14 protein-coding genes are annotated in these 14,182 nt (G+C 44.7%); 6 read left to right on the forward strand and 8 right to left on the reverse strand.

Annotation, left to right across the window (positions count from 1 at the left end; all coding sequences use genetic code 11):
* The gene (locus ADU24_RS11025; RefSeq protein WP_053366680.1) at positions 1-858 is read right to left on the reverse strand and encodes a DegV family protein; all 858 of its coding nucleotides are present in this window, start codon (positions 856-858) and stop codon (positions 1-3) included.
* Positions 859-1,062: 204 nt separating this feature from the next.
* Between ADU24_RS11025 and ADU24_RS11030 the strand changes: the two genes are divergently transcribed.
* On the forward strand, positions 1,063-1,458 hold the full coding sequence (locus ADU24_RS11030; RefSeq protein WP_053366681.1) for a hypothetical protein: 396 nt from the start codon (positions 1,063-1,065) through the stop codon (positions 1,456-1,458).
* Between the two features lie 369 nt (positions 1,459-1,827).
* Here the strand turns inward: ADU24_RS11030 and ADU24_RS11035 are convergent, their stop codons facing one another.
* Positions 1,828-3,057 (reverse strand): RNA-guided endonuclease TnpB family protein, encoded by a 1,230-nt coding sequence (locus ADU24_RS11035; protein ID WP_053366682.1) that lies wholly within the window; start codon positions 3,055-3,057, stop codon positions 1,828-1,830.
* A gap of 167 nt (positions 3,058-3,224) precedes the next feature.
* Between ADU24_RS11035 and ADU24_RS11040 the strand changes: the two genes are divergently transcribed.
* The 3 genes from ADU24_RS11040 to ADU24_RS11050 all read left to right on the forward strand — a co-directional run bounded on the left by ADU24_RS11040 (position 3,225) and on the right by ADU24_RS11050 (position 5,557).
* Positions 3,225-3,872, forward strand: a complete 648-nt coding sequence (locus ADU24_RS11040) for a phosphatase PAP2 family protein (protein ID WP_053366683.1) — start codon at positions 3,225-3,227, stop codon at positions 3,870-3,872.
* Positions 3,873-4,123: 251 nt separating this feature from the next.
* Positions 4,124-5,173, forward strand: a complete 1,050-nt coding sequence (locus tag ADU24_RS11045) for a mechanosensitive ion channel family protein (RefSeq protein WP_231689599.1) — start codon at positions 4,124-4,126, stop codon at positions 5,171-5,173.
* A gap of 105 nt (positions 5,174-5,278) precedes the next feature.
* Entirely contained in the window at positions 5,279-5,557 is a 279-nt protein-coding gene (locus tag ADU24_RS11050; protein ID WP_053366684.1) for a DUF2188 domain-containing protein, read from the forward strand.
* An 819-nt stretch (positions 5,558-6,376) separates the two neighbouring features.
* On the opposite strand, the gene ADU24_RS11060 is transcribed toward ADU24_RS11050, so the two are convergent.
* The 3 genes from ADU24_RS11060 to ADU24_RS11070 form a co-directional block, all read right to left on the reverse strand.
* Positions 6,377-6,712 carry a hypothetical protein gene (locus ADU24_RS11060; protein WP_053366686.1) on the reverse strand — a complete coding sequence of 112 codons (336 nt, stop codon included), beginning with the start codon at positions 6,710-6,712 and terminating at the stop codon, positions 6,377-6,379.
* 132 nt (positions 6,713-6,844) lie between these two features.
* On the reverse strand, positions 6,845-8,014 hold the full coding sequence (locus ADU24_RS11065) for an MFS transporter (RefSeq protein ID WP_053366687.1): 1,170 nt from the start codon (positions 8,012-8,014) through the stop codon (positions 6,845-6,847).
* Between the two features lie 271 nt (positions 8,015-8,285).
* On the reverse strand, positions 8,286-9,083 hold the full coding sequence (locus tag ADU24_RS11070) for an SGNH/GDSL hydrolase family protein (protein ID WP_053366688.1): 798 nt from the start codon (positions 9,081-9,083) through the stop codon (positions 8,286-8,288).
* Positions 9,084-9,239: 156 nt separating this feature from the next.
* On the opposite strand from ADU24_RS11070, the gene ADU24_RS11075 reads away from it, so the two are divergent.
* Together ADU24_RS11075 and ADU24_RS11080 are read left to right on the forward strand one after the other, a co-directional pair.
* On the forward strand, positions 9,240-10,106 hold the full coding sequence (locus tag ADU24_RS11075; RefSeq protein WP_053366689.1) for an arginase family protein: 867 nt from the start codon (positions 9,240-9,242) through the stop codon (positions 10,104-10,106).
* Positions 10,107-10,119: 13 nt separating this feature from the next.
* Entirely contained in the window at positions 10,120-10,686 is a 567-nt protein-coding gene (locus ADU24_RS11080) for a GNAT family N-acetyltransferase (protein ID WP_053366690.1), read from the forward strand.
* A gap of 20 nt (positions 10,687-10,706) precedes the next feature.
* On the opposite strand, the gene ADU24_RS11085 is transcribed toward ADU24_RS11080, so the two are convergent.
* The 3 genes from ADU24_RS11085 to ADU24_RS11095 are packed head-to-tail and all read right to left on the reverse strand — an operon-like array spanning position 10,707 to position 14,007.
* The gene (locus ADU24_RS11085; RefSeq protein ID WP_053366691.1) at positions 10,707-12,347 is read right to left on the reverse strand and encodes a PhnE/PtxC family ABC transporter permease; all 1,641 of its coding nucleotides are present in this window, start codon (positions 12,345-12,347) and stop codon (positions 10,707-10,709) included.
* Entirely contained in the window at positions 12,340-13,101 is a 762-nt protein-coding gene (locus ADU24_RS11090) for a phosphonate ABC transporter ATP-binding protein (protein ID WP_053366692.1), read from the reverse strand. The genes ADU24_RS11085 and ADU24_RS11090 overlap by 8 nt, the downstream gene beginning before the upstream one ends.
* Positions 13,102-13,116: 15 nt before the next feature.
* Positions 13,117-14,007: a putative selenate ABC transporter substrate-binding protein gene (locus ADU24_RS11095; protein WP_053366693.1), complete on the reverse strand. Its 891-nt coding sequence runs from the start codon at positions 14,005-14,007 to the stop codon at positions 13,117-13,119.
* Between the last annotated feature and the right edge of the window lie 175 nt (positions 14,008-14,182).

The following is a 14,182-nucleotide window of genomic DNA, read 5'->3' on the forward strand; positions in this document are numbered from 1 at the left end:
TTATTTCTGCTCGTTTTGCCAAATGATCGCAACGGTTCCTTCACCGGCATGTGCCGCGATGGTTGAACTGATTTCGCCGATTGATGTCTTAAGGCCAGGATAGGCGGTACGCAGCATCGTTTCCATTTCCTTCGCTTTATTCGGCACATTTCCATGCATGATCCACACTTCCCCAATCCTGTTTTCCGTAAAGGCTTCCCCGAAAAGTTCCACTAGCCGGCAGGTTGCTTTTTTCTCGGAGCGCACCTTTTCAAATAATTCGAACTCACCATTGGAATTAATCCGGATAATCGGTTTTATTTTTAAAATACTGCCAAGCAAATACTGTGTACCGGACATCCGCCCTCCTTTGAAAAATTGATCAAGGCTGCCAAGGAGGATGTAGTTTTGCGAGTTTTCCGCCTCTTCGCGTAAAATCGCGGCGATATCACGGGCACCAAGACCGGTTTCCCTAAGTTCGATCCCTTTTTCAATCAAAGCTGTAATCGCATAGGACATCGATTTTGAATCCACAGCTTCAACCGGGAATTTGGCAAGTTTCGCTCCGGCAAGGCAGCTGGAAAGTGTACCGCTTAATTTTGATGAAATATGAATGGCAATCGCACCATCATACTCTTCCTTTAATTTCTCGAACAGCCGGGCGAATTTCCCCGGTGATGGCTGGGATGTTTTTGGAACCGCTTTTTCATTGTTGATGCGCTTGTATAATTGCTCCGTATCAAGCCCGATTCCATCCTCAAAAGCTTCATCTCCAAAAATGATATCAAGCGGAACGACATGGACATCGGGATTTTGTTTTAATCCTTCCGTCATATAAGCGGTACTGTCGGTAATCCAGGCAAGCTTCTTATTTTTCATATGATGTGTTTCCTTTACGGGTAATTTTTTATTCTTTTCTATAATATTACCATTTAAACAAGTATTAGGTAATTAAATTATTATTCTAACAATAATAATTGAAAGCGCTACCCTTAAGCCCCGTCCCTTTGAAAGTGGATAAACCCAACTATTATGGGGTATATTGAATCGGGAGCAAGTTGATTCAAAAGGAGGTTATGGGGCATGCAATCGTTTGTTGTCAGTTTCCATCAGGAAGACAAGGTAGACTCCATGCAAATTCAAAAATTAAATGAAGAGGATTATCAAAAAGCGACGGAAGGTGGGACGCGCCATCTGTTTGAGCTTGATACGAACATCGGCTTCTTTGTCTTTTTTGATGCAGAGGATGTGGATGGAACGGTTTCTCATCTTATTCTTCATTATGAGGAAGAAAGTGAAGATCCGAGTGCTTGCTATTCTTTCGCCATGAAGGATTTTTATGAGTTCATGGCTCTTTACCTGAACGATTTGGAATTTAATGAAGAAACGAACGAAGAAGAGGAAGAATACGGGCCCATCCACCATTTGGCCCATCTCCTTTATCACATTGTCGAGGAAGGCCAATCACTGGACGCATAAGAGGGAAGAAGAGCAGCCACATGAGCTGCTTTTTCTTTTTCCTAAGTAACATTTCTTTATAAAAGTGGAAAATTACAACATTCGAGAATGAATTATGATATACTTAAAGAGGCTTATTTTCAATAAAAAGGGGTAAAAAGGCTTAAATATGAACCTCCCTCGACTAAAGTCGATGGATTCTATTTCCCTTGTGGGAACAAAATCCTTACTGACCTAAAGCAAGTCGCTGGATTCCTGCTTCATCGGGAACTGCATTCAGTTGGTGAACGTCTTACATTCCCTCCATTGTCCTTTAAAAGAAGGACAAACAACACCTCTGGTGCTGACAGGCACACCCCGTTGTTCCAACGGTAAAAGGTTATTCTTTTGCTATACTAAAAGGGGACGGTAATGCAATATTCTCATTCCTTCTTCTTTGATATTTTTGGATGCGTTGAAGTCACGGTCATGTTTTGTCCCGCAAGACGGGCATATCCATTCCCTGTCTGAAAGGGACAACATAATGTTTTTGGTATCACAGCCGTTGCACAATTTCGATGATGGAAAAAACCGGTTGACCCAGACCACCGTTTTATTTGACCATAAAGCTTTGTAGGAGATAAAGGTTTTAAATAGGCCCCACCCTGCATCAGCGATACTACGTGCCAACTTTTTGTTGCGAATCATGCCTTTTATATGGAGATCCTCTAAGATTATGACTTGGTTTTCGTCCACAACCTTGCGGGATACCTTATGCAAAAAGTCTTTTCGTTGGTTGGCAATATGAAGGTGGAGTTTACTAATCTTTTTCTGCAGTTTCTTGTAGTTATGGCTTCCGATGCTTTTGTTTTTTAATTGCCGTTGAAGCATCGCTAACTTACGAAGATTTCTTTTGAGGTAGTGGGGATTCTCAACTTTCTTGCCGTTGGAGTCAATAAAGAAATGCGCTATTCCTAAATCCAAGCCAATGAAGGATTCACCAGGGATCTTCGAGACATCGACAGGCTCTTTCACAGGGATGATTTCCTCCATTTTAAGTGATACATTATATTGACCACTGCTATGATAGGTAACGGTTGCCGATTTAATCGTTCCTTTTAGTCCGTTTTCTTTAAGCATCTTTCGGTGTTGTTTAGATAAACGTACTTTTACTTCCCCCAATTTAGGAAGTTGAATGGTTTGCTTTTCTATATTTAATTTAATGTTTCCTTTGGTTTCTTTCGTAGAATAAGATTGTTTCGATTTATGCTTACTTTTAAACTTTGGAAACTTGTTTTGACCGCTAAAGAAGCGTTTAAACGCATCATCCACCTGTTCCATGGCAGTTTCCAAAGCAAATTTATCCGAAGCCTTCAACCACGAATAGTAGGGATGGTCTTTCAATTGATTGAATGCTTTTTTAAACTCCCCGTAAGTTAAGGTTTCGCCTGTTAATCGGTAGACTTCTTTTTTCTCGGAAAGATAAAAATTATAGGTGAAACGGGCATTCCCGAAGGTTTGATGAATTTGTTTTTGTTGTTTTGGATTTGGATCCATACGCAGTTTGAGTCCATAATGACGTAATTGTTTGCCATCAGGAGCCAATTCTTCGTTCCGTTGTTTTGTTGTTTTTCGTGTCATTCGTTTCACCCCCAGGGGAGTTTTTCCATCTTTACTATTATAACACAAAAACGAACATATGTACTTAAATGTAATACATAGCTTAAAAACCACCGCCCTAACTCACAACTAAAGTAACGAGTGTGCGAGCGGCTTTCAATCAAATTGGGGGGAGCTTAGCAATTTATATGAATATGTATCTGAAAAAATCTCCATATTTGCTATTTCTGCTTGTCATGCCAGTTCTCGGCATGGTTTACCAGTTTTTGAATGAAAATGCGCAGAAGGCAGTCCATATTTCAACCGCGGCGGATGGATATATTCCATTCCTGCCAATCTTCATTATTCCCTATATCCTTTGGTATGGGTATGTTTTTATATACCTTGTCTATTTTTGCTTTAAGGATACCCGTGTGTATCTTAAAACGCTCATATTGATCGTTGTTGGTGAAAGCATCTGCTTTTTGATTTATTTCTTTTTCCAGACCGTCGTCCCGAGGCCTCAGTTAACGGGAGATGGAATGCTGATCGATATGGTACGTTTTATCTATGCCAATGACCAGCCATATAATTGCTTTCCTAGCATCCATGTACTGACAACGTTTGCGGTAATGCTTGGTTCCCGCCACATTGGAAATAAGCATTTGCTCAATACATTGTTTATTCATATAACGGGTTCACTCATCATTATTTCCACATTGTTCGTTAAGCAGCATGTTGTGCCCGATATGATTGCATCAATGTTCCTCGTCTCGTTCCTGTACGGCATCCTTTTCGAACTTTACAGTGTACCTGTTGCGGAAAAGCGGGATACGGTTTTTGTGAAAAATAAGTAAGGAACCACAGCCTCCCGCTCGATAGGTTAACTAACCGCTGTATCAACAGACGACTGATTCAGGGTATTAAAAAATCGCATAGACAGTTATTAGGCAGCCCGTATCTTTAAATGGGCTGTTTTTTTTTTTGCAAAAACAAAGGAGGAATCCCGGCCTGCCGTTTTAATGGGCATTCAAAAAGCCCTCATGTTTATCACTGCATTCGGACAGGTATATTTCCTTATAGAGCAAATTGTGATGTGGTGATAGATGTGGTAGAATTGCTGTCTTTTTTAAAAGGGATAACCACTGGCAAAATTGTTTCCTTTTCCATGGACGTCGGGCTTGTCCTATTTGGAAACTGGCTTTTGAGGGCGTTGGCAAGGCTTGTTCCTTTGAAAAATCCTGAAAACAAGAACAAATTCCTTGCAGCTGCGGGCTCGCTCCTAAACTGGCTCGCCTTTTATGGAATCATTTTTTTGTTCCTGTTTCACTTTTCAACTAATGACTGGCTTAAGAAACCTTTGTATTCGAAGGACGGCATAAAGGTTTCCGCTCTCCTGATCATTGTCGCGTTTATGGTCGTAACATTGGCCAGCAGGATAATCAGGCTTTTTACAAAGTACGTCCTCGCCAATGTATATGAACATTACAATGTTGACGAAGGGCTTGGCTACACGATTAACCAAATGATCTATTATACGGTAATGATTTCGGCGTTTGCCTTCAGCTTTACTATCGTCGGGATCAACCTGACTGCCTTGGGTGCAATCTTTGGCGTACTCGGAATCGGGATTGGGTTTGGGATGCGCAATATTGCCGGCAACTTTGTTTCCGGTATCATTATCCTCTTTGAAAGGCCGATTGAGGTAGGAGAGGTCATAGAGGTTGATGGGAAAATTGGCAGGGTGGAAAAAATCAGGCTCAGGTCGACGCTTGTCAGGTCTGCCAAGAATGGCACACTGATTATTCCGAACCAGTACTTCATTGAAACAATCATTAAAAATCGGACGGGTGCGGAAATGAAGGCCGAGGTGAAGGTAAGCGTCAGCCAGGGCGTGGATTCAAAACTGGTTCAGCGCCTGCTGGAAGATGCGGTTGACCAAATCAAAGAAAATTGCGAAGGCATTCTGAAGTCGTCGCAGCTTGAAATACGGTTCATTGATTTTAGGAATAGCGCGATGGATTTCTTCGTTGAATTACCGGTAGTTAATTTTGAAATCAAGGAAAAGGTCGAAAGCGAATTGCGCCACTCCATTTCACGGCTTTTTGACGAGCATAATATAAAAATGCCGCCGATTGTTACAAACCCTGAAAACTGACGTTTCTTGTACGGCATCATTTTTGGCGATGAAGAAAATTCCTGTTTTTATGGAGGCGTTTAACGGGTACAGGCAAGTAAGGCAAACATAAGGAGGAATTCGTAAATGGCTAATAAAAACGATCATATCCATTCAGAAGAACAGGCGCAATATTTTAAAGACCGAGCCGGAACCGAGGACGCGCGATTCCATGTTGTTCCCCATGATGATGAAGGCTGGGCGATCAAGCGTGAGGGCGAGGATGAACCTGAAATGACAACTGGTTCCAAATCCGAAGCAGTGGATGAAGCAAAGCGCCTTGCGGAAGAAGCCGGCACAATGGCGTACATCCACAATGAAGAAGGGCGAATTGAAGAGCAGCATAATTACCAGGATAAAAAGTAATTGAGGAACAGGCATCCGTGCAGAAGCGGATGCTTTTTTCGATTAATTTAATGGTTTTTTGCGTGAACGTACTGATATGAAAAACAATAATGTATTTATTAAAACGGTTTCATTTAAATGCAAAACGCCGGCGGGGAATATACATGCCGGTTCCTTATATTGATATAATATAAGTCTGAAGATGGGAAAGGAAGGATAAGTATGTAGAGCGGAACGGCTTCGGAACGCGTCTGCAGTCAGTGAGCCAATTATGGAATCACATCTTGTCAGCAACTATCCGAAAAGCTTTGGAAGTCGCTCTTCCCAAAAGACTTTCTTAGGATTGTCTTAAACCTGAGCAATTAACTATGAACTGATAGTATCAAAGCTGTGTTATTCACCAGGCCACCATTAAATGTAGTTTGGATCTTTGGCCCTTTGGCTAATTTTTTCTCTATGGCGATTAATGTAGAAGGCGAGGTGTATGCTTATTTCGGTAACTATTCCGAGAAAAACCCCATTAAACAAAATTCCGAACGCCCTGCTTATTTCATTTCTCTCCGTAAAAATCCACCAAAGACTTGAAGAACCAATTATGGCGAAACCGAGGAAAAAGGTCTGGAGCACAATTTGTCCCGGTGAGGTTTCCGCCTTGGATTGTCTGACTACGTGAACCAATGAGCAAATTAACGCGGCTGCCAGAAAACTGATATACTCAATTAGCCTCATCTTTTCAAAACCTCCTAAGTATCATKCCCCTTTATTATAGCAGAATAATCCTTTCCAATGCATTTTTATTCCTAAAAAATATTCTTTCCCTATTCACCCTGGAGAGCCACCTTATGGAGCGAGGCGAAAAGAATAGTCCCGATACTTGATTTCTTCAATTCTATCTCCGGGTTTCTTTTCGACAATTTTGCCACTTTTATCCCTCTTCACCTCGAATTCCCTGTACACCTCAATAATATACCCATTGCTTTTCCGTTCTTCGACAAGCATCATTTCGTACTCAAGCAAGTTTCTGGCCACCGGCTCGGTTATCGCGGGTGTGGGTTGGGGACCTTCTGTTTCAAAATAATAATCCTTGTTCAGAAAGGAAAAGGGAGAATCTAGATATGCTGCCCCAGCAATCAGCAAACCCAAGAACAATAATTGAAAGTTTTTCATTTTACCCATATTGGCCACCTCGTCATATGTATGGTTGTACAATATATGCGAAAAAAGTGGATTTATCCATCAAAAAAGCGGCCGGTAATTAATCCCGGCCGCTTTTTAGCGGGTGAGGCGGAATCCCTCGCTTATATACATCTACGATAGGGCGCCAGTTTTCATCCGCCCGTGATATACACGATAAAGGATTAGTGCGGCAATGGATAAAACCGCTCCAGATATATACGGAAGACCCGCCGCGGCTGTAAAGAGCAGCCCGCCAAGCGGAGGCCCGGCAATCCTGCCCAAGGAATCGAAAGAAGAGAGGAGGCCTGTTACACTTCCATGGCCTGTGTTGACTGTTTTTGTTAGGACTGAGGAAACGCTCGGCCGGATAACGCCGTTCCCAATGCCAAAAATCGTCAGGAATATTGCGGCGGTGGCAAAGCTATTCACAAACAGGATCAAGGCAAAACCGATGGCCGAAACAATGATTCCTCCCTGAATGACTTTCCCTTCCCCGTACTTCTTTGTGAGTTTTCCTATTAGGCCACCCTGGACAAATGCGCCAGCAAGCCCCATGATCATAAAAATGTAACCGAGGCTCACCGTATCAAGGCCAGCCCTCTTGGCCGCGAAATAAGCAAACGTAGCTTCAAGCCCTGCTAGCGACAGGGAAATAAAAAATTGCAAAAAGAACAGTATGCCGGAAGCTCCGCTGAGCGCAACGTGGAAGGGAGCTTTTTGTTGCGAGTTTTTGCGCCTGCTTTCCTTAGTCGACGATTCCTTCAGCAATAAAGCAACAAGCACAAGCGTCAAAATCGATGAGCAGCCGGCAATAATGAAAGGAAGGCTAAGGCTCGTTTTTGAAAAAATCCCGCCAATAGCGGGGCCGAATACAAAACCCATGCCTACAGCCGCACCAATGATGCCCATGCCTTTGCTGCGGTTCTCCGGGGTGGTGATGTCCGCCACATACGCCATAACGGTCGGCATGTTTGCCGCGGATAACAGCCCGCCGACAATCCTGGCTGCGAACAGCATCCAGATTGAGTCAGCGAACGCTGTTATAAAGAAGGAAATTGCAAGCCCGGTTATACCCGCAAGCATAACAGGCTTCCTTCCAATTTTGTCTGAAATCCTACCCCAAATCGGGGCGAACAAAAGCTGCATAAGCGAATAGACAGCCATAAGGAAACCAAGCTGGGTAGGGCTTGCCCCAAGGTTTTTTGCATAGAAAGGCAATACCGGAATGATGATCCCGAAACCGACCATCACTAAAAACATAATAAGAAATAAGATAGGCAGTGCCTTTTTTGTTTCAACCATCGTGTTCACTCCCAGGGCCAATTACAACATTGCCACTAACATATTTAGAAAAAATACACATTAAAAGGGCTAAGATAATCTTATATTTTATAGGAGAAAAGTCAACTATTACGTCTGAAAGCACTCACTTTTAAAAAAGGGAATAAATAAAGGGTAACACTGTCGCTTCACATCGGAATAAGTTATTGCTATCACGTAGATAGTGAGCAATAGCTCTTGCTAGCAAATAAATAGCTGTCCGCAAGTCATCGCGGACAGCCATTATAAAACCTTATTTCGAGGACTTCAGCTTTAGCCGCTTGTCACCGAGCTCGACAATTTGATCCTCGGCCAATTTTGCAAGTACTTCCTGCCCTTTCACAGTAGGGTGGATGTCCCCAGGCAATATGTAGTCTGCCTGTTTTCCATCGAAAGCAGTGAATGCATCGACGATTAAAATTGAGCCCGGTTTTGCCTTGGAGAGGATAACCTGTTCATTCACTTGCCCGAGAATCTGCTGGCCTAGACCATAAAGCACTATAGACATAGGATTCCCTTCACTAATACCAAACGGATTGTACAGATTGTATAAAATCACCGGGGCATCCGTTTTCGACCTAATGTTTTCGATGATTCTGTTTAGATGTGCCGATAATTCAATGGCCGCTTGTGACGATTTGTAAAGAACCAATTCTTTATTAAACGGTATATTGCCTTTTACCATATCATTAATGCCTGTTGACTGAAGTAGATCATTGCTGCCAATATTTAAAGTAATGATATCCGCTTTTCGGATCGCATCTGCGTACTCAGCATTTTGTTCCATCTCCGCTAGCAGCCTGGCGGATGTCCAGCCGGGATAGCTGAGATTTGTTACTTTGTGGTCACGTTCACCAATTAAATTTGGAAATGCATAATCGGACGGCTTGGTTTTATCATCACCGAGATTCCATCCATAGGTGATCGAATCACCAAGCGAGACAATTTTGAGCTTTTTCCCGCCGACGTTCGCTGCAGAGACAGTTGGCGCAAAAATCATCCCAAACAGGAAAATGAATGCAAGCAGCCCTTTCAGTTGTGAATGCTTCATTGTATTCCTCCTTCAAATCTGAATTCAACATTGATTATATTCCAAATTTTCCGAAAACTAAATAAACATTTTCCGCTATATTTTTCAGTATTCTGGCCGTTTACAAATGGCGCTTCCCATTAATTTCTTTTAAGATGAAAGGAAGGGGGGATTGCTGTGAAACTAATCATGTCCGGTCTGCCTAGCTGCGCGGGCGCCTTGCTGGAAGGGACGGAACACGCGCCAGAAGCCTTGAGGAGAACCAATTTACTGGAATCTCTCAGGAAAATGGATTGGACCGTGGAAGACAGGGGAAATTTTCTGAAGGGAAAATCGCTTATCCGGCACAATATAGCACCTGTACGAAATTGGCCTGCGCCGAGGGAGGTATGGGAAGAAATTGCCGAAAATCAAGGAAAAATTTTTGAAAAAGGCGCTTTTTCCATCATTATTGGCGGTGATTGCAGCATCGTAGTGGGAACATACTCCGCATTCCAAAAAACGTTTGGGGAAAATACATATCTCATCGTCGTCGATGGGCATCTCGATACGGTCGCCCCCCAAGGGGATCGCTGTATCGGGGCGGCTGGTATGGGCCTTTGGTTTCTTACCCGGGACAATGGCGTATGGTGGACAGAAAATGCCGTTCCTGCAGAGCGGATCAAAGCGGTCGGCATACATTTTCCTGGGGAACCGCTAGGAGTTGAGACGATTCCTTATGAAAAATTTTTGTCAAACGAAGGAATGGATGCGTTGGCCGAGATGTTGAACCGTATTCCCGCGGACGCCTGCATCCTTGTCCATTTCGATGTCGATGTCCTTCATGAGAGCATCATGCCGGCCGCGTACTCTCCAAGCAACACAGGACTTGACTTTGAGACGGCATCTACGCTGTTGTCCCTCCTTCTTAAAGATTGGCGGGTCAAAGGGATTGAAATAACTGAATTTTCCGCCAAAAAGGAAGGGGCAGCCGACAGCGCCAAAATGATAGCAAATTTGATTACAAAGGGACTGAAGGGGCGGCAACCAATTTCGGTAACGTGAAGCGGGGAGAAGTATGATTAAAGGTGAAAAAGTAACATTGCAGCCGTTGGCGGAAAAAGATTTGGCTATTTTATGGGAAATGATATACGGGGAAGAGGACCCGGAATGGAAGAAGTGGGATGCCCCCTATTTACCTTTAATGCCAAGGGAGAAGGACGAGTATATCAGCAGTATGATCATCCTGTTGGAAGAAGGGCTGGATACAAGGTGGGGCATCTGGGCCGGCGACACGTTGATTGGAAGCGTCTCTTGTTACTGGGAACATAAGCCATCAAACTGGCTTGAAGCGGGCATTGTCATCTATGAACCTGCTTTTTGGAATGGGGGTTACGGCACAGAGGCATTCAGACTTTGGCTTGGACATCTATTCAGCCACTATCCAATTCACAGAATTGGCTATACAACCTGGTCGGGAAACAAAAGGATGATGAAGGTCGGCGAAAAGCTGGGGATGAAGATGGAAGCCCGGATTAGAAAGTGCAGGCTTTATAATGGCATATATTACGACTCTATCAAAATGGGCATTTTAAAAGAAGAATGGGAAGCCCTCCATTATGAAAAGCGCAAAAAACGCCATTGATTATCTCAACGGCGTTTTTGTCATTTTACAGACTTCCTCGCTGTTTCCGATACAAGGTCGGCGAGAACAACCAGCACCATGTAGCACAATAGGAGCAAGGTCAATTCTGAATAGTGGAAGAAGCTCATGCTCAATTTAAATTGCTGGCCCAGGCCTCCTGCCCCGACAAACCCGACAACAATGGTCGTCCTCATAATCACTTCCCACCGGTAGAGGAAGTAAGTCAGGAATTTAGGCATCACGGATGGGAGGACACCATAAAAGAGGCTTTGCCATTTAGAAGCGCCCGCGCTGGCCAGGTTCCGCACCGGCCTCGTATCCATGTCTTCAATAACCTCAGCCCAAAGCTTTCCGAGAATCCCGAAATTATGAAGGGCAAGCGCAATGGCACCCGGGAGAAGACCCGGTTTTAAAATAAAGACAATCATCATCGCCCAAACGAGTTCCGGGACAGCCCGTGAAAAAATATACGAAAGCCGTACAATTCCAAAGAGAAGCCAATTATACCATCGCTTCGTAGCCGTCAAACTTCCATCGGCAATGTTCCGTGCAGCGGGGATAACCGTCAGTAACGCGGCAATGGCCGCAAACCCGATTGCCATGATGCTCATCTCAAGCGTTTCAAGCGTCAATCGAAACGCATTTTCCCAGCTCGCAGCCTGCATGAAAGCCGGCGTTTCTTCGCCAATTCCAAGCATTCCGCCGAAAAACTGCGCCACGTAAGTTGCATTTTCATTTGTAAAAAGGGAGGAGAGGCTCGCACCTTGAGCTATATAAATATACAACCACGAAACCGCCGCAAGCAGTAAAGCGAAGATGGCGGAGGATTTGCCTCCTGCAAAGAAACGTTTTCCCGCTTTATGAAGCAGAGAGCGGCGCACAAGGCTGCTCCAACCATCTACGAGAATAACGAGTACAATCAAAAAGAAAACATACGTCCAGACTTCATTGTATTTTAAATCTGCAAGTGACAATTGAATCTGGTACCCAAGGCCTCCAAGCCCGACAAAGCTCATAATGGCAGAAGAACGAATTGCGCATTCGTACCGGTACATTGTATAACTGACAAAATCGGCCCGGACAAGCGGCATGTAACCGTAAAACAATAATTGGAGGCGCGATGCACCTGCTGTTTTAAGCGCGACAATGGGCTGCTGGGGAACATCGGCAAGCATGTCGGCAAAAATCCTGCCCAAAATGCCGCCATACGGAATGGCAAGGGCAAATATAGCCGCGTAAGGCGATAAACCGACCGATGCAACAAATAGCCACGCCCACACAAGCTCATGGATCGAACGGGTAAACCCGAGGATCCCCCGGAAAAAGAGCTTGGTGAAGAACTTGGATCCCTTGCCATTTGCGAGAACTCCGGACGCCAGGACGCCGGCGATGAACGCATACACCAATGCCAGGGACATGCCCGCTGTGGCATAGGCCAACGTAAGCCATGAAGCTTCGACGCCAAGCCAGAGAACATCTGGAGAAAGGGCAGGGGAAACAAGCCCTTTCAGGATTTCAACTATCATTGCCCATCCGCCGGCATGCAAGAGTTCCGGGCTCCAATTCACAGAGGAAAGGCTCCAGGCAAATACAAGGATTAAAACTATTGTCAAAGTAAGCCGCTTATGCCTGGCCACCGGGTTTGCCACTATCCTATTCATTTTCCGGCAGCTCCTTCAGCTTGTACAATTCCGCCAAAAGGGCATCGGATACTTTATTCGCAGGGAGGTCAAAAAAGATTTCCCCATCCTTCATGGCGATCATCCGGGTAAAATACTTCCGCGCATAGTCAACGGAGTGAAGGCTTGCAATTAGAGTCTGATTTTCATCGGCGACAATTGCAGCAAGGGCATCCAGCACATCTTCAGCCCGCGCAGGATCAAGGGAAGCGACGGGTTCATCCGCGAGTACGATTTCAGGCTTCTGGACAAGAATCCGTGCAAGGGCAACCCGCTGCTGCTCGCCGCCGGATAGTCTTGCCGTTTCTTCATACAGCTTATCTGCTAATCCGACCCGCTCAAGCGCCTCAACCGCCAGCTTTTTATCCCGCGGAATCAGGAGGGAGACCAGCGATTTAGCCACTCCCCATTCGGAAAACCTTCCGGCTAGAACATTATGGATCACCGCAAGCTGGCCGACTAGGTCGAACTGTTGGCGGATGACGCCCACTTTCTTCGCCAATTCTTTTCCGCTTTTATAGGAACTCCTGGGCTTTCCAGCAATGATCCATTCGCCGCCGTCCGGTTCCACAATCCCGGCAATCGTATTGAGGAGGGTTGTTTTCCCCGCGCCGCTCGGGCCAATCAGCGCGACTCTTTCTCCTTTTTGAATGGAAAAAGAAAGGGAAGAAAGCGCGGTTTTCTTCCCGAAAAACTTCAGTATATTTTTAGCTTCCAATGCCGTTGTTTGTTTCATTATATCTCACACCAGTTATTTAATAATCTTTAGTTCTTTCGCAACTTCCTCGATTGCTTCGTAGTTTTCATTTTTTGTTTCGATAAAACGGTCTGTTGCAAACATATTGAGGCCGGAGAGCTGTTCAGGGGTCATCGAAAGGAGGGCCGCCTTCACTTTCTCCTTTGTTTCCTTGTCTATTTTATTAATCGTCCAATGATAATCATAGTAGGCAGGAGTTGTGTAGAATACACGGACTTTGTTCGTATCAACCTTTTTCTCTTTGACAGCAGTCTCCCACACAGCTTCATTAAGGGCACCCGCCTTAAATGCTCCGGATTCAATCAACTTATACGTTGTATCATGCGAGCCGGAGAAATTCGGCTGCCCATCAAAATCTTTCGCCGGGTCAATGCCTTCCTTCATTAAATAATAGCGGGGCATCAAATGTCCAGAAGTTGAACTCTCGCTTCCGAAGGTGAATGACTTGCCTTTCACATCGGCAAGCGAATCGATTCCTGAATCAGTTTGGGTAATAAATACGGAATGGAATTCCGCATCTCGCGGCCGCTGGGCAATCGCTTCCGCCTCGGGCACAAGGTTTCGTGCCTGTACGCCCGTCAGGCCGCCGAAAAAGGCTAGCTTGATTTCACCACGTTGAAAAGCGGTCACTAGCGCCGCGTAATCGACAGAAGGAACGAATTCCACCTTCATGCCGGTTTCCTTTGACAGGTGTTCAGCGACGGCATCCATGCTCTTTTTCATTTCCGTTGCGCTCTGGTCCGGTATCGCACCGATCTTAAACACTTCTTCGTTCTTCTTTGTCCCCTTGTGCGCGCCTGAGTTGGCGGATTCATCTTTATTGCCGCAGGCAGCCATCCCAACCGCAAGCAGGCACGCCAGTAGTAATGCTAACACTTTTCTCATATGTTACTCCTCCAGTTTTCTCCGTGTTGTCCTTCAACTGTTGTTAATTTTATAGAAAAAAAGAGAAAGTACAATGGGTTTAACAATATAGCCACCATTCAAATTATAGATACAACGATTCCATACTTATCGAAACAATCGATAGATGAATAGGAGGGAGGTCTGATGAGACGGT

The sequence above is a fragment of the Bacillus sp. FJAT-27245 genome, assembly GCF_001273955.1.
Taxonomy (GTDB): domain Bacteria; phylum Bacillota; class Bacilli; order Bacillales; family Cytobacillaceae; genus Bacillus_D.

What these genes read in the sequence shown, in the direction of transcription:
- ADU24_RS11040 (WP_053366683.1), top strand. Translation starts at nt 3,225, where the DNA reads ATGAATATGTATCTGAAAAAATCTCCATATTTGCTATTTCTGCTTGTC.
- ADU24_RS11025 (WP_053366680.1), bottom strand. Translation starts at nt 858, where the DNA reads ATGAAAAATAAGAAGCTTGCCTGGATTACCGACAGTACCGCTTATATG.
- ADU24_RS11080 (WP_053366690.1), top strand. Translation starts at nt 10,120, where the DNA reads ATGATTAAAGGTGAAAAAGTAACATTGCAGCCGTTGGCGGAAAAAGAT.
- ADU24_RS11065 (WP_053366687.1), bottom strand. Translation starts at nt 8,014, where the DNA reads ATGGTTGAAACAAAAAAGGCACTGCCTATCTTATTTCTTATTATGTTT.
- ADU24_RS11060 (WP_053366686.1), bottom strand. Translation starts at nt 6,712, where the DNA reads ATGGGTAAAATGAAAAACTTTCAATTATTGTTCTTGGGTTTGCTGATT.
- ADU24_RS11035 (WP_053366682.1), bottom strand. Translation starts at nt 3,057, where the DNA reads ATGACACGAAAAACAACAAAACAACGGAACGAAGAATTGGCTCCTGAT.
- ADU24_RS11050 (WP_053366684.1), top strand. Translation starts at nt 5,279, where the DNA reads ATGGCTAATAAAAACGATCATATCCATTCAGAAGAACAGGCGCAATAT.
- ADU24_RS11095 (WP_053366693.1), bottom strand. Translation starts at nt 14,007, where the DNA reads ATGAGAAAAGTGTTAGCATTACTACTGGCGTGCCTGCTTGCGGTTGGG.
- ADU24_RS11085 (WP_053366691.1), bottom strand. Translation starts at nt 12,347, where the DNA reads ATGAATAGGATAGTGGCAAACCCGGTGGCCAGGCATAAGCGGCTTACT.
- ADU24_RS11030 (WP_053366681.1), top strand. Translation starts at nt 1,063, where the DNA reads ATGCAATCGTTTGTTGTCAGTTTCCATCAGGAAGACAAGGTAGACTCC.
- ADU24_RS11090 (WP_053366692.1), bottom strand. Translation starts at nt 13,101, where the DNA reads ATGAAACAAACAACGGCATTGGAAGCTAAAAATATACTGAAGTTTTTC.
- ADU24_RS11070 (WP_053366688.1), bottom strand. Translation starts at nt 9,083, where the DNA reads ATGAAGCATTCACAACTGAAAGGGCTGCTTGCATTCATTTTCCTGTTT.